The organism is Deinococcus sp. AB2017081 (assembly GCF_034440735.1).
GTDB lineage: Bacteria > Deinococcota > Deinococci > Deinococcales > Deinococcaceae > Deinococcus > Deinococcus rufus.
Genome location: NZ_CP140098.1, coordinates 3,332,174 through 3,349,578, shown reverse-complemented (window position 1 = coordinate 3,349,578; position 17,405 = coordinate 3,332,174). Strand labels below are relative to the sequence as shown.

General features: G+C 71.8%; 14 protein-coding genes. 6 read left to right on the top strand and 8 right to left on the bottom strand.

Going from position 1 to position 17,405, the window contains the following annotated elements:
• Window positions 1-75 precede the first annotated feature (75 nt).
• Entirely contained in the window at window positions 76-1,617 is a 1,542-nt protein-coding gene (gene murJ, locus U2P90_RS16345) for a murein biosynthesis integral membrane protein MurJ (RefSeq protein WP_380102401.1), read from the top strand.
• A 143-nt stretch (window positions 1,618-1,760) separates the two neighbouring features.
• Here the strand turns inward: murJ and U2P90_RS16340 are convergent, their stop codons facing one another.
• Window positions 1,761-2,921 (bottom strand): glycosyltransferase, encoded by a 1,161-nt coding sequence (locus U2P90_RS16340; protein WP_322472956.1) that lies wholly within the window; start codon window positions 2,919-2,921, stop codon window positions 1,761-1,763.
• A gap of 78 nt (window positions 2,922-2,999) precedes the next feature.
• Here U2P90_RS16340 and hisA point away from each other — a divergent pair, with 78 nt between their 5' ends.
• On the top strand, window positions 3,000-3,722 hold the full coding sequence (hisA, locus tag U2P90_RS16335; protein WP_322472955.1) for a 1-(5-phosphoribosyl)-5-[(5-phosphoribosylamino)methylideneamino]imidazole-4-carboxamide isomerase: 723 nt from the start codon (window positions 3,000-3,002) through the stop codon (window positions 3,720-3,722).
• A gap of 19 nt (window positions 3,723-3,741) precedes the next feature.
• Here hisA and U2P90_RS16330 read toward each other — a convergent pair whose 3' ends face one another.
• Window positions 3,742-4,911 (bottom strand): YihY/virulence factor BrkB family protein, encoded by a 1,170-nt coding sequence (locus tag U2P90_RS16330; RefSeq protein WP_295820908.1) that lies wholly within the window; start codon window positions 4,909-4,911, stop codon window positions 3,742-3,744.
• 92 nt (window positions 4,912-5,003) lie between these two features.
• Here U2P90_RS16330 and U2P90_RS16325 point away from each other — a divergent pair, with 92 nt between their 5' ends.
• On the top strand, window positions 5,004-5,435 hold the full coding sequence (locus U2P90_RS16325; protein ID WP_322472954.1) for a thioesterase family protein: 432 nt from the start codon (window positions 5,004-5,006) through the stop codon (window positions 5,433-5,435).
• A gap of 119 nt (window positions 5,436-5,554) precedes the next feature.
• A complete protein-coding gene (locus tag U2P90_RS16320; protein WP_322472953.1) occupies window positions 5,555-7,306 on the top strand; it encodes an NAD-dependent malic enzyme in 1,752 nt (583 codons plus the stop codon).
• Window positions 7,307-7,512: 206 nt separating this feature from the next.
• Here U2P90_RS16320 and lpdA read toward each other — a convergent pair whose 3' ends face one another.
• From lpdA to U2P90_RS16305, 3 genes are all read right to left on the bottom strand, one after another.
• On the bottom strand, window positions 7,513-8,919 hold the full coding sequence (lpdA, locus tag U2P90_RS16315; protein ID WP_322472952.1) for a dihydrolipoyl dehydrogenase: 1,407 nt from the start codon (window positions 8,917-8,919) through the stop codon (window positions 7,513-7,515).
• Window positions 8,920-9,023: 104 nt separating this feature from the next.
• Window positions 9,024-9,689: a response regulator gene (locus tag U2P90_RS16310; RefSeq protein WP_322472951.1), complete on the bottom strand. Its 666-nt coding sequence runs from the start codon at window positions 9,687-9,689 to the stop codon at window positions 9,024-9,026.
• Window positions 9,686-11,377: a sensor histidine kinase gene (locus U2P90_RS16305; RefSeq protein ID WP_322472950.1), complete on the bottom strand. Its 1,692-nt coding sequence runs from the start codon at window positions 11,375-11,377 to the stop codon at window positions 9,686-9,688. The genes U2P90_RS16310 and U2P90_RS16305 overlap by 4 nt, the downstream gene beginning before the upstream one ends.
• 223 nt (window positions 11,378-11,600) lie before the next feature.
• Between U2P90_RS16305 and U2P90_RS16300 the strand changes: the two genes are divergently transcribed.
• Both U2P90_RS16300 and U2P90_RS16295 read left to right on the top strand, forming a co-directional pair.
• Window positions 11,601-12,926, top strand: coding sequence for a dicarboxylate/amino acid:cation symporter (locus U2P90_RS16300; protein ID WP_322472949.1), 1,326 nt, complete (start codon window positions 11,601-11,603; stop codon window positions 12,924-12,926).
• A 142-nt stretch (window positions 12,927-13,068) separates the two neighbouring features.
• Window positions 13,069-13,917: a DUF2167 domain-containing protein gene (locus U2P90_RS16295; protein WP_322472948.1), complete on the top strand. Its 849-nt coding sequence runs from the start codon at window positions 13,069-13,071 to the stop codon at window positions 13,915-13,917.
• A 68-nt stretch (window positions 13,918-13,985) separates the two neighbouring features.
• Here U2P90_RS16295 and U2P90_RS16290 read toward each other — a convergent pair whose 3' ends face one another.
• The 3 genes from U2P90_RS16290 to U2P90_RS16280 form a co-directional block, all read right to left on the bottom strand.
• Window positions 13,986-14,933: a pseudouridine-5'-phosphate glycosidase gene (locus tag U2P90_RS16290; protein ID WP_322472947.1), complete on the bottom strand. Its 948-nt coding sequence runs from the start codon at window positions 14,931-14,933 to the stop codon at window positions 13,986-13,988.
• 39 nt (window positions 14,934-14,972) lie between these two features.
• A complete protein-coding gene (locus U2P90_RS16285; RefSeq protein WP_322472946.1) occupies window positions 14,973-16,085 on the bottom strand; it encodes a carbohydrate kinase in 1,113 nt (370 codons plus the stop codon).
• Window positions 16,086-16,568: 483 nt separating this feature from the next.
• On the bottom strand, window positions 16,569-17,396 hold the full coding sequence (locus U2P90_RS16280) for an HpcH/HpaI aldolase/citrate lyase family protein (RefSeq protein ID WP_322472945.1): 828 nt from the start codon (window positions 17,394-17,396) through the stop codon (window positions 16,569-16,571).
• Window positions 17,397-17,405 lie beyond the last annotated feature (9 nt).

Below are 17,405 nucleotides of genomic sequence, written 5' to 3'. Positions count from 1 at the left end.
ACCCGCGCTACACTCCCCTGCGTGACGGTGCCGCCCTCCGGGTCTTCCTCTCCCGACGTTCCCCCTGAAATCGACCTGGAGTTTCCGGGAGACGTGACGCCGCGCTCGCCCCGGCGGTCGCTGCGGGTGAACACGCTGATCGTCATGGCGGGCACGCTGGGCTCGCGGCTGTCGGGCATCGTGCGCCAGCAGATCATCAACCTGTTCGACACGTCGCTGACCGACGCCTTCAACGTGGCGGTCAAGGTGCCGAACCTGCTGCGCGAACTGCTGGCCGAGGGCGCGCTGGTCAACTCGTTCATCCCGATCTACAAGTCGCTGGACGCGGTGGAACGGCGCAAGCTCGCGCAGTCGTTCAGTGGCGTGATGATCGCCGTGAACCTGATCCTGATGGCCGTGGGCATCCTGGCCGCGCCGTGGATCGTGGGTGTCCTGACGGCGGCGGACTCCAACATTGACCGGGCGGTGGCGGTGTACATGACGCAGCTCGTCATGCCGTTCCTGACCCTGATCAGCCTGTCGGCCGTGGCGATGGGCCTGCTGAACGCCGACGAGCACTTCCGCGAGAGCAGTTTCGCGCCCGTGGCCTTCAACCTGGCGAGCATCGTGGCGCTGCTGCTGCTGCCCGACACGGCGACGTGGCTGGCCTTCGGGTGGCTGATCGGCGGGGTGGCGCAGCTGGTGGTGCAGCTCCCGGCCCTGAGCCGCTTCGGCCTGCTGCCCACGCCGTCGCTGTCGGGGCACCCGGCGCTGCGGCGCGTGCTGGTGCAGATGGCCCCGTTCACCCTGACGGCGGGGGCACGCCAGATCCTGAACGTGTACGTGACGCGCCTGCTGACCAACAGCGCCCAGTTCGGCTCCGGCACCCAGACGGGCTACGGCAACGCCGAGGCGCTGTTCACGACGGTCAACGGGCTGTTCGTCGTGTCGCCGGTGCTGGCGATGTTCCCCCGCTTCGCGCAGCACGCCGCCGAGAAGGACTGGGGAGCGTTCCGCAGCCTGACCGCTCAGGCGATCCGCGCCACGACCTTCCTGGCCGCGCCGATGAGCGCGCTGCTGGTCGCGCTGGCTCCCTACGCGGTCAGCCTGTTCAACCTGGGGCGCGGCTACGACGTGGGCAAGTTCCAGGCGGGCGCGGGCATCCTGACCGGCTGGGCGCTGGCCCTCCTTCCCTGGGCGCTGGTGACGGTGCTGCTGCGCACCTTCTACGCCCGCGAACGCACCCGCGAGGCCGTGGTGGTCAGCGCGGTGGGCTTCGTGGTGGAGGTCGGCCTGTACGCCCTGCTGGTGCCGCCCCTGGGCTTCCTGGGCTTCGGCGTCAGCACCGCCCTGAGCGGCACGCTGATGACGGCCGCCCTGATCGTCATGTACCGCCGCACCCTGGCCTTCCCCGGGCAGGAGGTCGCCGCCCACCTGATCCGCGTCGTGCCGCTGTCGGTGGTGGCCGGACTGGTCGCGTGGCTGGTCTCCCGCGTGCTGCCCGCGCCGGGCTTCATCGTGCCGGGGGCGCTGGGGCTGGCGGTGGCCGGCGGCATCGGCCTGGGCGTGTACCTCGCCGGTGCCCTGGCCATCCGTATGCCCGAGATGGGCGGGCTGCTGCGGCGTCTGCGGCGGTAAGGGCGAAGGTAAACCCCTCCGCCCCTCCCTGCGGGCTCTACGAGTCAAGGGAAGGCAATGATGTGATGGTTGGCTCCCCCCCTGGGGAGCTGGCGGCACGGCCGGCTGAGGGGTTACGCGGCCCTACTGCCGATCCTCCCCCCTCACGTCACCGTGCGGCGTCCTGTTTTCTGACCGATGACCGCCCGGTAGATGTCCTCCAGCGCGGCCGTGCGGCTTCCCAGGTCATACGCGGCGGCACTCTTGCGGGCGTGGGTCTTCCATGCCGGGAGCGTTCCCGGTTCCAGCGCGGCCAGCAGGCCATCGGCCAGGGCCTGGGGGGTGGCGGCCCGGACGGTGCCGTTCACGCCGTCCTGAATCAGATCCAGGGCGGCGGGGCTGCGGGCCGCGACCAGGGGCACGCCGGCGGCCAGGGCCTCGATCATGCTCATGGGAAGCACCTCGCTGGTGCTGGCGGTCAGGAAGACGTCGGCGGCCCCCAGCACGGCGGGAATCTGGGCATAGGGCAGCGGCCCGCTGAAGCTCACGCCCTCGGGGGCGGTCTGTTGCAGGCCAGCGCGGCTGGGGCCGTCCCCGACGACCAGCAGGCGCAGCTCGGGGCGGCTGGCGCGGGCCACATTGAAGGCGTGCAGCAGCGTGTCCAGGTTCTTCTCCGGGGCCAGTCGGCCGACCGACACGATCAGCGGCGCGTCCTGCGGGATGTGGTACTGCGTGCGCACGGCCGCCCCGTCTACATCCCGGAACGCCGACAACTCGACCGGATTCGGAAAGACCTGCACGTGGCCCGCGTAGCCGTACTCGCGCAGCATGTCCACCATGGCCTGACCGGGGGCCAGCACCGCCTGCACGCGCCGCGCGAAGGCGCTGATGTGGGGGCGGATGATCGCCCGGCCCAGGCGGGGCGGTACCGGGGCGTAGTGCAGGTATTCGTCGTACTGGGTGTGGGCCGTGTACACGACCGGGGCGCCGGACAGCCGGGCCCACCGCAGGGCCAGCTGGCCGGCCAGGAAGGGGTGCATGGTGTGCAGCACGTCCAGATCGCGCAGCGGCAGCCGCGAGGTGAGCACCGGCCCCGGCGCCAGCATGACGGGGTAGTCCGGTGGGGCTCCCAGGGCGCGCGCGCCGGCGAAGGACGTGTTCAGGCGGTACACGCCGTCCTCGGCGGGCGGCATGAGGGGATGGCGCGGGGCGAAGATCCGGACGTCGTGGCCGCGGGCACGCAGGCCGCGGGCGTACAGGGCCGTGCTCGTCGCAACGCCGTTGCGCGAGGGGGAGTAGGTGGCCGTGACGATTCCGATCCGCACGCTGCGGGCAGTCTAGAGCATTGGTCTTCACCCTTCATCCGGCCGTGCGGCCGCGGACCCGCCGCTATCCTGTACTCCATGAACGCCTCCGGCCTGCCCCTCGTCATCCCGTGCGTGGACATCCAGTCCGGCCGCGCCGTCCGCCTGTACGAGGGCGATCCCGACCGGGAGACGGTGTACTTCGAGTCCCCGCTCGACGCTGCGCGGCACTGGGTGGGCCTGGGGGCGGGGCTGGTGCATCTGGTCGATCTGGACGCCGCGACCGGGCGCGGCGAGAACCGGGACGTCATCCGTACCATCACGCAGGAGCTGGGGGTGCCGGTGGAGGTGGGTGGCGGGATCCGCGACCGCCGTACGGCGGAGGAACTGCTGCTGGTGGGCGTCGACCGGGTCGTGATCGGCACGGCTGCCGTGACCCGCCCGGAACTGGTGGCGGAACTCGTGGCGGCGCACGGCCCCGAGCGCGTGGTGGTCAGCCTGGACGCCCGTGGCCTGGAGGTCGCCACCCACGGCTGGGCGGCGGGCAGCGGCGTCAGCGTCGCCGAACTCACGCCCCGGCTGGCCGATGCGGGCCTGGAGACACTGATCTTCACCGACGTCACGCGGGACGGCACCCTGAAGGGTCTGAACCGCGACCTGATGCGGCAGGTGCGCCGGCTGTGGGTGAACACCCTGATCGTGGGCGGCGGCGTTGCCAACGTGGAGGACATCCGCCTGCTGCACGAGGAAGGCATCCAGGGGGCCATCGTGGGCCGCGCGATCTACGAGGGGACTCTGCCGTACCCGGTCACGCTGCACTGACGCCGGCCGGCACGGATCCTCAGCGCTTCCGGTCGCGGCCCCCGGCGATCCCGAGGACGCGCAGCACCATGACGGCAGGAATCGCCAGGATCGCCAGCACGGCGTTCCAGATGGTGCCCCGCACGCTGGGCAGCAGGCGGCCCTCGCCGTGGCGGGCGACTGGGGGCAGCACCCGCGGCAGCTGGGGCACTTCCACCCCCAGCACCCGGCCCCGCGCGTCGCGCGCCGGCGCGTCCTGTGCCGCCAGCGCCTCGCGTTCCTGGCGACTGGGCGAGGTGCTGATCTCTGCCCCCTGGGCGGCCAGCGCCTGTTTCTTGGCCACGTTCGCCGCGCCGCCCGCGTGGGTGCCGAACTTCTGCGAGTACACCCACGTGACCTCGGCCCCGAAGAAGAAGATCATGGCCGAGTAGTAGATCCACAGCAGCAGGATCACCAGCGCCCCTGCCCCGGCGAACACGTTGCCCGGCGCGGCCTGCCCCAGGTACAGCCCGATCAGGAGCTGCCCCAGGTTGAACAGCGTCGAGGTGAAGATGCCCCCCACCCACACCTCGTGCCACTGGAGCTTCACGTCGGGCAGCACCTTGTAGATTGCCGCGAACACGGGCGCCAGGAACGCGGTCGAGAGCAGCAGCGTGCCGGCGCGCACGAAGAACGCCCCCGCGCCGATGGTGTCGCCCAGCCGCTGCGCGATGGCCGACAGGTATGTGTTCAGGCCCAGGAACGCGATCAGCAGCACCCCGATCGCCAGGATCATGACGAAGGACTTCAGCCGGGCGACGAGCACCTGCCCGATGTTCATCGGCGGCACCGGGTCGGCCCCCCACAGCGAGTTCAGCGCGTCCTGGATCTGCACGAATAGCCCCGTGGCCCCCAGGAACAGCGTGACGAAGGCCAGCGCCGTGGCGGTCGTGCTGCCCCGGCTGAGGGTCTCGGGCTTGATCAGGCCACGCAGGAAGTCGGCCGTGGTGGTGCCCAGGTTCTGGGCAATGATGCTCCCCGCGCCGAACAGCTGATCGAGTACGGCACTGTCCGACAGAAACCGGCCCGCGACCAGCACCGCCAGCAGGAGCAGCGGCGCGATGGCAAAGACCGCGTAGTACGCGATGGCGGCGGCCAGGCGGGGCGCACGATCCTGCCCGAACGCCAGATAGGCTTCCCAGATCAGGGACGGCACGGCAGCGAGCTTCACCCGGCCAGTGTATGGGCGGTGGGTCATCCACTCCTGCGGGAACGGTTCAGGAAATACCCATACGGAACGTGCCCGGCGCTACTGTGACGGCCATGCGAGCCATTCCGCCGGAGTTCACGCAGACGCTGGAAGTCCTCGTCACGGACGACATGACCGTGCAGTTCGGGGAACTCGGAGCGGTGCACCCGGTGTACGCCACGTACTGGCTGGCGCGGCACTTCGAGGAGGCCGGGCGCAAGGTGCTGCTGCCGTTCCTGGAGCCCGGCGAGGGAGCGATCGGCTCGCAGGTGGACGTGACCCACACGGCGTCCGCGCTGCCGGGCATGCGCGTGACCGTGACCGCCACCTGCGAGCACGTGGACGGCCGCCGGGTCGTGTGCCGCGTGAGCGCCGTCCATGAACTCGGGGACGACATCGGGCACGGGACGACCACGCAGGTGGTGCTGCCACAGCAACGGATCGATGCCACCTTCGGAGCGCTGCGGGAACGCTGGGGAGCGCGGCACAGGGCGGAGCAGGAGTAATTGCGTTCATGCCCTGAACAGCCCGGGGAGCGCGCTGCGCTGCGGTGGCGGCACTCCGGGGCTTGCGTGCATTTCGTGCGCGGACGCCGTGCTGGCGCGGCCCGGTATGCTGCAGTGTCATGCCCAAAGCTCCCCCCGTCTCGCGGTACTACGACGTCAGCCGTGACGCGCACGGCCAGCGCTTCATCGATGTGCACGTCACCGGTCTGGCCCTGCTGCAGAACCCGCTGCTGAACAAGACGACGGCCTTCACCCGCCAGGAGCGCCGCGACCTGGGCCTGGAGGGCCTGATCCCGCCGCACGTGAGCACCTTCGACGAGCAGAAGGAGCGCACATACCGCCGCTATCTCGGCTGCGGCAGCGACCTCGAGAAGCACGAGTACCTGCGCGCCCTGCAGGACAGGAACGAGGTGCTGTTCTACGGCGTGCTGGAGGATCACCTCGAGGAGATGCTTCCGATCATCTACACGCCGACCGTGGGCGAGGCCGTCAAGACGTACTCCAGCAACTACCGCTATCCGCGCGGCTTCGCGGTGAGCACCGAGGATATCGACCGCATCGACGAGATGCTGGAGAACGTGTCCGTGAACGACGTGCGCATGATCGTCGCGACCGACTCCAGCGCGATCCTGGGCCTGGGCGACCAGGGCTTCGGGGGCATGGCGATCTCGATCGGGAAGCTCTCGCTGTACACCGCGGCGGGCGGCGTGGGCCCCGACAAGACGCTGCCGGTGGAACTCGACGTGGGCACCAACCGCCAGGATCTGATCGACGACCCGCTGTACCTGGGCGTGCACCACCCGCGCCTGACCGGTGCCGAGTACGACGAGTTCCTCGACACCTTCGTCGAGGGCGTGGCGCACCGCTACCCCAAGGCGATCATCCAGTGGGAGGACTTCGCGCGCGGCACCGCCTTCCGCGTGCTGGAGCGCTACCGCAGGGTCATTCCCAGTTTCAACGACGACATCCAGGGCACCGGCGCGATGGCCCTGGCCGGCCTGACCTGCGCGGCCCGCATGAAGGGCGAGGCCATGACGGAGCAGGTGTTCGTGGTCGTCGGGGCGGGCGCGGCCGGCATCGGCGTGGCGCAGGCGATCCGCCAGGGTCTCGTCGCCGGCGGTCTGAGCGACGCCGACGCCGGGGCGCGTGTGTACGTCGTCGACCGCCACGGCCTGCTGATGCACGGGCAACCCGATCTGGAGGCGCAGCAGCTGCCGTTCGCGCGCACGCCCGAGAGCCTGAGCGGCTGGACGTACGCCGGGACGTACCCCACCCTGCACGAGGTCGTCGTGAACGCCCGCGCGACCGCGCTGCTGGGCTTCACCGGCGTGCCCGGCCTGTTCCGGCAGGAGACGGTGGAGGCCATGCTGGACGCCACCCCCCGGCCGATCGTGTTCCCGCTGAGCAACCCCTCAAGCCACGTGGAGGCCCGCCCCGCCGACGTGATCGCGTGGACGCGCGGCGGCGCGATCATCGCGTCCGGCAGTCCCTTCCCCGACGTGGAATACGGCGGCGCACGGCACCCGGTCGGGCAGGGCAACAACGCCTTCATCTTCCCCGGCCTGGGCTTCGGGGCCGTCACCGCCCGCGCCCGCGAGATCACCGACGCCATGATCATGGCTGCCGCCCGCACCCTGGCCGACTACACGCAGGAACGTCACCCCGGCCACGTCTACCCGCCGATCAGTGAGCTGCGCGAGATCAGCATCCGCATCGCCGTGGCCGTGGCGCGGCAGGCGGTGACGGACGGCGTGTGCGCCCAGCGGAGCATCCGCGGCCTGAACGACGAACAGCTGGAGGCCGCCATCCGCGAGCGCGCGTGGCTCCCGCAGTACCTGCCGCTGCACCGGGCAGCGGACGCGCGGGAGTGATAGCAGAATTCAGAGGCATCGAGGGAACCCCTCAATGCCTCTGAATCGAGCGGAGCGAGGTACTGACAAGGCAGCGGTTGGAAGTGGAGTTGAGGAGCATCATTTCAGCCCCTCAATGGAACTGAAAACCGCTGTAACACCGAGGGCAGAGAGCCGAGGGCAACGGATGGTCGCACTCGGCTCTCTGCCCTCTGCTGTCTGCGCCTTTACATGTGCAGCGAACGCTTGTCCGTCGCCAGCGCGGCTTCCTTCACGACTTCACTGAGGGTCGGGTGCGCGTGGACGGTGCGGGCGAGATCCTCGGCGCTGCCGCCGAATTCCATGATGGCGACGACCTCGCCGATGAGTTCGGACACGCCGCTGCCGATCATGTGGACGCCCAGGATCCGGTCACTCTGCGCGTCGGCGACGACCTTCACGAAGCCGCGCGGGTCGCCGTGGCCGAGCGCGCGGCCGTTCGCGCTGAAGGGGAACTGTCCGGTCTTCACCGTCAGGCCCTTCTCTTTGGCCTGCTTCTCGCTCAGGCCCGCCCACGCGATCTCGGGGCTGGTGTAGATCACCCAGGGGATCACGTCGTAGTTCACGTGCCCGGCCTGCCCGGCGATCATCTCGGCGAGGGCCACGCCCTCCTCCTCGGCCTTGTGCGCCAGCATCGCGCCGCCGATCACGTCGCCGATGGCGTACACGTTCGGCAGGTTGGTGCGGTAGTGGCCGTCCACCTTCACGAAGCCGCGCTCGTCGAGCGCGAGGCCCACGGCGTCGGCTCCCAGGCCGTTCGTGTTCGGCACGCGGCCGATCGACACGATCAGCTTGTCGAAGCGGGCGGTGACCTCGGCATCCTTCTCGGTGTAGGTCACGCTCACGCCGGAGTCGTCCTGCTCGACCTTGGTGATGTTCACGCCGAAGTGGAAGTCCAGGCCCTGCTTCTGGAACTGCTTGAGGGCCTCCTTGGCCAGGCCGTCGTCGGCGGCCATCAGGAAGCCCGGCAGGGCCTCCAGCACTGTGACCTGTGCGCCCAGGCGACGCCACACGCTGCCGAGCTCCAGGCCGATCACGCCCGCGCCGATCACGCCGAGCTGTTGCGGGACGGCCGTGAACTCCAGCGCGCCGCTGTTCTCCACGACGTGCCCGCCGAAGGGTGCGAGCGGCAGCGCGCGCGGGTTGCTGCCCGTCGCGACGATCACGTGCCTGGCCTTCACTTCCGTGCCGGCGGCGTCCACGACCCACTCCTCGCCGTCCTGGCGCAGCAGCTTGCCATAGCCGAAGAAGGACGTGATCTTGTTCTTCTTGAACAGGTACGCCACGCCGCCCGTGAGCTTGTCCACGACTCCGGCCTTGCGGGCCAGCATCTTCGCCACATCCACGGACGCGCCCGAGACCTGAATGCCGTGCTCGGCGGCCTCGTGCGTGATCATCTCGAACTTCTCGCTGGAGTCCAGCATCGCCTTGCTGGGAATGCACCCGACGTTCAGGCACGTGCCGCCCAGACTGGCCTTGCCGTTCCGCTCGAAGGCGTCCACGCACGCGGTCTTGAAGCCCAGCTGGGCCGCACGAATCGCTGCGACGTACCCCGCCGGGCCGCCGCCGATCACCAGAACGTCATAGGAATCCATACCGCTCACGAGCGTACCACCGCGCCGCAAAAGAGATGGTGCCGCGTTCCCGGCCGCGGAACACCTTTGCCCGGAACGGAACGAACGAAAGCCCCGCCAGACCCCTACGCGCGGCGGTAGCGCTTGGCCGGGCGGCCCACCCCGCCCGCGTCCGTCTCCACGGTGGCCTCGCCGCTCTCGACGAGGTGTTCGAGGTAGCGCCACGCGGTCACGCGGCTGAGGCCCAGGCCCGCCCCGAGTTCGGCGGCCGTGCGCGGCGGGCCGCTGCGCAGCGCTGCCCGCACGCGCTGCAGGGTCTCGGCGTCCAGGCCGCTCGCCGCGGGGGCCGGGGTGCCCAGAAGGGCGTCGAGGTCGCCCTGGCGCACGTCCGGCTGCGCCCACAGGGCGGCGCGCTCGCGGGCACGCTCCAGCGCCTGCCGGAAGCGCGGTGGCGTGACCGGCTTGACGAGGTAGTCGGCCGCGCCGTGGATCAGGGCGTCCTGCACGCTCGCGGTGTCGCTCGCCGCCGTGACCAGGATCGCGTCGATCCGCGCGCCCGCCACGCGCAGCTCGCGCAGCAGTTCCAGGCCGCGGCCGTCGGGGAGCTGCACGTCGAGCAGCAGCAGCGCCGGGCGCAGGGTGGCGGTCATGGCGCGCGCGATCCGGATCGTCTCGGCGAAGCCCAGCACGTCGAAGCCCCCGGCGTCGTGCAGCCAGCGGGTGTGCAGCGCCGCGATCTGCGGGTCGTCCTCGACGATCAGCGTCCGGATGGGGGCCGCGGGGGTCGTCACGCGCCGTCCCCGGCGGGCACGTCCAGCGTGAAGCGCGTCCACGTCCGGCCCGCCACGTCCGTCACCCGGTCGTGCGTCAGGTCGGCCCCCTGCGCGTCGGCGCGCGCCTGCACCAGCGCCAGGCCCACGCCGCGCCCCGCGCCCCTGCTGCTCACGCCCCGCCGGGTCACGGTGGCGGCCAGTTCCGGGGGCACGCCCGGGCCGCTGTCGCGCACCTCCAGCACCAGCCCCTCGGGATCGGCGGCGATCAGGACGTGCACCTGCGCGCCGCTGGAGCCCGCGGCGGCCTCCAGCGCGTTCTCCAGCAGGTTGCCGGCCGCGAGTTCCAGCAGGTCGAGGGTGGCGGGCGGCACGCCCGCGGGCATGGCGGTGAGCGGATCGACCGTGAGGGCCACGCCGAGCTCCGCGGCGCGGTCGAACTTGCCGAGCAGCAGCGCCGCGAGCCGCAGGGGCCGCACGCGCGCCACCGCGTCGGCGTGCGCGGCGTGCCGCTCGGCCTGCGCGTGGATCAGGGCCAGCGCCTCGCGCGTCTCGCCGAGGTGCAGCAGGCCCGCCAGGGTGTGCAGGCGGTTCGTGAACTCGTGCGTCTGCGCGCGCAGCAGCTCGGCGTAGCGGCGCGACTGCGTGAGCTCGTCGGCCAGCGCCCGCACCCGCGCCAGATCCCGCAGCGTCAGCACCTGCGCGCCGTCGCCGGTGTCCTGCACGCCCGCCAGCAGCGGCCGGCCGCGCACGTCCAGCGGCACGTCCGCCCCGCCGGGCAGGCCGCCGGGCAGCAGCGTGGACAGCGGCACCGGCAGTTCCTGCGCGGGCACGCCCAGCAGCGCGCGGGCCTGCGGGTTCATGACGTACACCAGCCCCCCGCGCACGACCAGCACGCCCTCCTCCAGCGCGTTCATGACCGTGCGGTAGTGCAGCAGCCCGCCCGCGATCTGCTCGGGTTCGAGGTTCAGCATCTCGCGCTGCGCGCGCCGCGCGAGCAGCAGCGACAGGCCCAGCGCGAGCGCGAGCGCCCCCAGGTACCACGGCAGCGCCGCCCACAGCACGTCCCGGAACACGTCGCGCAGCCGCGGCAGCAGGAAGCCCACGCTCGCCAGGCCCAGCACCTCGCCGCGGCCGTCCACGACCGGCACCTTCGAGCGCACCGAGCGGCCCAGCGTGCCCTGCACCGTCTCGGTGACGCTGCGGCCCGCCAGGAACGCCGTGAAGTCCCCGCCGGCCATCGGCTCGCCGATCCGCGACGGCTCGGGGTGCGTCAGGCGGCGGGTGCGGCGATCCGTGACGACCACGTAGTCCGCGCCCAGCAGTTCGCGGTAGGTGTTCATGACCGTGTTCACGGTGGCGCGCTCGGCGGCGTTCCCCGACAGGGCGGCCACCACCGGGGGCAGGGCCGCGACCAGCCGCGACTCGCGCAGCGACCGCTCCGCGAACGAGCGGTGGATGCCGCCGTATACCCCCTGGCTGACCAGCCCCAGCAGCGGCACCGCCAGCAGCAGGAAGGCCCCCAGCGTGGACAGGAACAGCCGCGAGCGCACCCGCAGCAGTCGCGGCGTGTGAGGCAGCGCGACCTCGCGCGCCAGCGGCCCCAGGCCGTCCGCCGGGCTGCCGGGCCGTCCCGGGCCGGAGGGAACGCGCTGCACGCTCATGGTCACGGCAGTGTGGCACACCGCCGCGCGGCGGGTTGTGTTCACGTCCCGGACAATACCCGGCCGCCCCGGTGACCGGAAAAGTGACGTCCTGGCGCGGCCCCAGCCAGGCCCGGCCGGCGGTCGCCCCGCGCCGACCCGGCCGCCCGACCCGGCCATGACGCACACTGCGCGGCGTACCTCAACCCAGCCCCGGCCGCCCCCCGCAGGCCACCTTTCCCCACGCGCGGCGCGCCGAGAGCCGCACGACCCCCAGGAGGCGTCACCCATGCCCAGGATCTTCCGCAGTCTCTACGCGCAGGTGCTCACCGCCATCGTGATCGGCGTGGCCGTCGGCCACTTCTTCCCGACCGTCGGGGAGGGGCTCAAGCCGCTCGGCGACGGCTTCATCAAGCTGATCAAGGTCGTGATCGGCCCGATCATCTTCTGCACGGTCGTCAGCGGCGTCGCCAGCATGCGCGACACGAAGAAGATCGGCCGGGTGGGCGGCAAGGCCCTGCTGTACTTCGAGGTCGTGACCACCGCCGCCCTGCTGATCGGGCTGGTCGTCGTGAACCTCGTCGGGCCGGGGCGCGGCATGAACATCAACCCCGCCACCCTGGACACCAGCGCCATCGCCAAGTACACCGAGGCCGCCGGGCAGCAGACCGTCGCGGACTTCATCCTGCACGTCATCCCCACCACCTTCGTCAGCGCCTTCACCGAGGGCGACCTGCTGCAGGTGCTCCTGATCGCGCTGCTCAGTGGCTTCGCCCTGATCCGCATGGGCGACCTGGGCCAGCGCATCCTGAAGGGGATCGACGCCGTGAGCGTCATGGTGTTCCAGATCCTGGGCTTCATCATGAAGCTCGCCCCCATTGGCGCGTTCGGCGCGATGGCCTTCACCATCGGCAAGTACGGCGTGGGCAGCCTGCAGCAGCTCGCGTACCTGATGGGCACCTTCTACCTCACCTGCGCGCTGTTCATCTTCGTGCTGCTCAACATCATCGCGAAGCTGTCGGGCTTCAGCCTGCTGAAGTTCCTGCGCTACATCAAGGAGGAACTGCTGCTCGTGCTGGGCACCAGCTCCAGCGAGAGCGCCCTGCCGCGCCTGATGGCCAAGCTGGAGAACGCCGGCGCGAACAAGAGCGTGGTCGGGCTGGTCGTGCCCACCGGGTACTCGTTCAACCTCGACGGCACCAGCATCTACCTGACCATGGCCGCCGTGTTCATCGCGCAGGCCACCAACACCAACCTGTCCTTCGCGCAGGAAGTCGCGCTGCTGGGCATCCTGCTCCTCACCAGCAAGGGCGCGGCGGGCGTCACGGGCAGCGGGTTCGTGGTGCTCGCGGGCACCCTGGCCGCGCTGGGCAGCGTGCCGGTCGCGGGCCTCGCCCTGATCCTCGGCATCGACCGCTTCATGAGCGAGGGCCGCGCCATCACCAACATCATCGGCAACGGCGTCGCCACCCTGGTCGTCGCCCGCAGCGAGAGGGCGCTCGACATGAACCGCCTGACCCGCGTCCTGAACGGCGAGCAGCTCCCCCCCGTGAACGCCGACGTCCAGGCCGAGGAGCGCGCCGAGGGCCGCCCGCTGGGAGGCGTGCCGGCGTAGACCTGCGCGGGGCCGGGGCGGGCGGAGGGGCGGCGGGGGCCGCTCTCCGCCCGCTCCGCTGCGCCGTTCCCCCGTCGGGGCCCCCCGGAGCCGCGCATGTGCGGCACGGCGCGTCCGGCCCTCCTCCTATCCTGAGAATGTGATGAAACATGCCTTCATGTTGGCGGCGCTGACCATCGCCGCTCCGGCCCTCGCCACCTCGCCCGCCGCCGCGCCGCTGGCCTACCGGACGGGCACGGTCTCGCTGCTGGGCGGCAAGGCCACCCTGGACACCGGCTCGACCCTGCGATACCTCGACGCCGCGGGGGCCCGGCGCGTCATCGTGGACGAGTGGGGCAACCCCCCGGAGGCGGCCGACGACGCCCTGGGCATGATCGTGCCCGCCGGCATCGATCCCGCCACCCGCGACGGCTGGGCGGTCGTGGTCACCGAGAGCCGGGACGGGCACGTCTCGGACAGCGACGCCGCGAAGATCAATTACGACAAGCTGCTCAGGGACATGCAGGCCGGCACCGCCGAGGCCAACAAGGAGCGCGAGGAGGCCGGGTACGGCACCCTGGAACTCGTCGGCTGGGCCGACCCGCCGCGCTACGACGCGGCCACGCACAAGATGTACTGGGCCAAGGAACTCGCCTTCGACGGCAGCGACCAGCACACCCTGAACTACGCCGTGCGCATCCTGGGCCGCGACAATGTGCTCGAACTGAACGCCGTGGCCGGCATGACCCAGCTCCCACAGATCAAGCGCGACATGGCCACCCTGCTCTCGCAGGTGTCCTTCGCGCCCGGTGCCCGCTACGAGGACTTCGACGGCAAGACCGACAAGGTCGCCGCGTACGGCATCGCAGGCCTCGTCGGCGTGGTCGCCGCCAAGAAACTCGGCCTGCTGGCCCTCCTGCCCCTGCTGCTGAAGAAGGGCTGGATCGTCATCGCCGCCGCCCTGGGCCTCCTGGGCCGCGTCTTCGGCCGCAAGGGCGGCGCGCAGGCGTAAGGGCGCACAAGGCAGAAGGCAGAAGGCCACAGCACGGTCTTCTGCCTTCTGCCATTGGCCTCTGGCCCTCAGCCCTCTGCCGTCAGCCCCGCGTAGGCCACCGCCACCTGCGCGGCCACCGCCGCGTTGTGGCGCACCAGGGCGATGTTCGTGACCAGGCTGCGGCCCTCCGTGAGTTCCACGATGCGGCCCAGCAGGTACGGGGTGGTGTCCTTGCCGGTGAGGCCCCTGGCGTCCATGTCGGCCAGCGCGCGGTCGATGTGCGTGGCCATCTCGGCGGCGGGGATCTCGTCGGCCTCGGGCACGGGGTTGGCGAGGAGCACGCCGCCGGACAGGCCCAGCGCCCACTTGGCGCGCAGCACGCGGGCGGCCTCGTCCGGGGTGGCCACGGACAGCGGCGAGCGGAAGCCGCTGGAACGCGAGTAGAACGCGGGGAATTCCTCGTTGCCCAGCGTGATCGCGGGGACGCCCTGGGTCTCCAGCACCTCCAGGGTCAGGCCGATGTCGAGGATGCTCTTGACGCCGGCGCTGACCACGCACACGTCGGTGCGGGCGAGTTCCAGCAGGTCGGCGCTGACGTCCATGGTGTCGCCCGCGCCGCGGTGCACGCCGCCGGTGCCGCCCGTGGCGAACACGCGGATGCCCGCCAGCGCCGCGATGCGCATGGTGCTCGCCACGGTCGTCGCCCCGTGCCGCCCAAGTGCGACCGTCACCGGCAGGTCGCGGGTGCTGATCTTGTCCACGCCCTTATCGGTCGCCAGCAGGTGTAGTTCTTCCGGGGTCAGGCCCACCTTCAGGCGGCCGCCCAGCACCGCGATCGTCGCGGGCACCGCGCCGTGCGCGCGCACGACGTCCTCGACGCCGCGGGCCATCTCCACGTTCTGCGGGAACGGCATGCCGTGGCTGATGATGGTGCTCTCCAGCGCCACCACCGCACGCCCCGCGTCCAGCGCGGCGGCCACCTCCGGGTGCAGGTCGAGGTACGGGAGGACGGACGGCTTGGCGGTGTGTGGCATGAAAAACCTCTGGGGTGTGACGGGAAACGGAGGGAAGGGTCAGGTCAGGCGGGCGGTGATGGCGGCGGGCGTCAGGGCGGGGGAGACGGCGTGGTCGCTCTCGACGGTGATGGCCGCCGCCGCGTGCCCGTGCCGGGCGGCCTCGGCGGGCGGCCGGCCGGATGCGAGGGCCGCGAGGAACGCCGCGAGCATGGCGTCGCCCGCGCCGGTCACGTCGCGCACGGCCGCGGGCAGGGCCGGCAGGGTGTGGACGCCGTCCGGAGCGGACAGCACGCTGCCCTGCGCGCCGCGGCGCACCCACACGACCGCCACGCCCCGCGCATGCAGCTCGGCCGCCGCCGCGCGGATCGCGTCCACCGTGTCGGGCACGGCGTGGCCGACCAGCACCTCCAGCTCCGGCACGTTCGGCGTCACCGCGTGCGGCGACAGGCCCGCCGCCAGCGCCGGGAGGAGCCGTGCGGCCTTCGGCACGCTCACCGGCTCGAACACCACCGGCACGCCCGCCCCCGCTGCCAGCGACAGCACGTGCGCGAGCGTCGCCTCCGGCACGTTGCCGTCCGCCACCGCCCACGCCGCCCCGCCCAGCGCCCCGCGCCGCTCCTGCACCGCCGCGGGCGTCAGCGCGTCCATCGCCTCCATGGCCGCCACCGCCACGAGCAGCTCGCCCGACGCGTCCAGCACCGCCGTGTACGTGCCCGTCGCCACGCCCGGCGCGCGCAGCACCCCGCGCACGTCCACCCCCGCCGCCTCCGTCCCGCGCAGCAGCTCGTCGCCCAGCGCGTCGCGGCCCACCACGGAGATCAGCGCCACACGCACGCCCAGCCGCGCCAGGTTCTCCGCCACGTTCCGGCCCACGCCGCCTGGAGCCTGCACCGTCACGCCCGGATTGCTCGTGCCCGGCACCGCCGCCGAGTGCGTGCGCGCCTTCACGTCCACGTTCGCGCCGCCCACCACCACCACGCGGCCCGGCCCGCCCTCCGGCGGCAGCACGTACCCGCGGCCCAGCAGCGCGCCCTTCTTCACCAGATTGCTCACGTGCACGTTCACGGCCGCGCGGGTCGAGCCCAGGCGGCGGGCGAGCTCCTCCGACGTGGCCAGGGGGGTCTCCCGGATCAGGGCCAGCAGGGCGGATTCGGTGTCGGTCAGGGGCATGGCTTTGGTATAGTAAAGGGATTAGTTGGAGTTAAGCAAGGGGGGGATGCCTCGGGTTGCCCCACCCCCCAGCCCCCTACCCCAGACTCGTAGAGCTGCGCAGCAGAGGGGCAGGGGGAGCGGCGCTGCGCTGGGCAAAGTGCGCGGTGAAGGGCGCGTTTGGTCGAGTCTTCCGAGCTGTGGAAGCGGCCTCTCTGCCTCTGGCGTTCACGTCGTCAGCGCCCGCGCGCTTCGCGCCCATGAGCGAGTGCGCCTGAGTCAATAAGGCAAGAGGAGCGAGGGGCCGCCCCCGAGCGGATGGGGCCATGTGCGATGGCTTTCGGTCAGGGGGCAAGATGGACGCTTCGGCTTTTCCCCTCTCCACTTGTGGGAGAGGGCGGAGCCGCGCAGCGGCGGGGGGTGAGGGGGCCACCAGTCAGCGCCGCCGGAACAAGTTCCCTTGTCTGTCCCCTCTCCAATTAGGGAAGGGCAAGGGTCGCCTTCTCACTTCCCCCGCGTCCCCTCCCACAGCGCGAGCACATCCTGCGCTTCGTCCACGTGCATCTGCTCGACGAGGGCCCCCTGGTGCGTGGCCACGCTCCTGCCCTCGGCTCGGGCGGCGTCCCACGCGGCGATCAGGGCGCGGGCCTCGTCGGCCTCGTCGTCGGTGACGCCGTAGGCGGCGTTGGCGGGGTCGATCTGGGCGGGGTGGATGACGGTCTTGCCGGTGAAGCCGAGGTCGCGGCCCTGCCGGCACTCGCGGGCGAAGCCGTCGGGGTCGCGGACGTCGTTGTACACGGCGTCGAGGGGGATCTTGCCGTGGGCGCGGGCGGCGAGCACGACGGCGCTCAGGGCGTGCAGCAGGGGCGCGCGGTCGGGGTGGGGGCGGGTGCGCAGGGCGCGGGCGAGGTCGTTCGCGCCGACGAGCAGGCCGGCGACGCCCGGCACGGCGGCGATGGCGGGGGCGTTCAGGACGCCGCGGGGCGTCTCGATCATGGCCCACAGGGGCAGCCCGAGGCTCAGGTCGTGGGCGGTGCGGGCGTCCTCGACCTTCGGGAGGACGAGGCCGGCGGCCCCGGCGGTCAGGGCGAGTTCGCGGTCGTCGTGCTCCCAGGGGGCACCCGAGCCGTTCACGCGCACCAGCACGGGCACCGGCCAGCGGGCGGCCAGCGCGTCGCGGACGTGGGCGCGCGCGGCCTCCTTGTGCTCGGGGGCCACGGCGTCCTCCAGGTCGAGGATCACCGCGTCGGGGCTCAGGGTGCGGGCCTTGTCGATGGCGCGGGGCTTGTCGCCCGGCACGTACAGGACGCTTCTCAGGGGGCGGGCGGTCATGCCCCCATG

Excerpts from the sequence above, each read along its gene's own strand:
- lpdA (WP_322472952.1), bottom strand. The coding sequence starts at position 8,919 with ATGGATTCCTATGACGTTCTGGTGATCGGCGGCGGCCCGGCGGGGTAC.
- hisA (WP_322472955.1), top strand. The coding sequence starts at position 3,000 with ATGAACGCCTCCGGCCTGCCCCTCGTCATCCCGTGCGTGGACATCCAG.
- U2P90_RS16295 (WP_322472948.1), top strand. The coding sequence starts at position 13,069 with ATGAAACATGCCTTCATGTTGGCGGCGCTGACCATCGCCGCTCCGGCC.
- U2P90_RS16325 (WP_322472954.1), top strand. The coding sequence starts at position 5,004 with ATGCGAGCCATTCCGCCGGAGTTCACGCAGACGCTGGAAGTCCTCGTC.
- U2P90_RS16300 (WP_322472949.1), top strand. The coding sequence starts at position 11,601 with ATGCCCAGGATCTTCCGCAGTCTCTACGCGCAGGTGCTCACCGCCATC.
- U2P90_RS16280 (WP_322472945.1), bottom strand. The coding sequence starts at position 17,396 with ATGACCGCCCGCCCCCTGAGAAGCGTCCTGTACGTGCCGGGCGACAAG.
- U2P90_RS16285 (WP_322472946.1), bottom strand. The coding sequence starts at position 16,085 with ATGCCCCTGACCGACACCGAATCCGCCCTGCTGGCCCTGATCCGGGAG.
- U2P90_RS16320 (WP_322472953.1), top strand. The coding sequence starts at position 5,555 with ATGCCCAAAGCTCCCCCCGTCTCGCGGTACTACGACGTCAGCCGTGAC.
- U2P90_RS16290 (WP_322472947.1), bottom strand. The coding sequence starts at position 14,933 with ATGCCACACACCGCCAAGCCGTCCGTCCTCCCGTACCTCGACCTGCAC.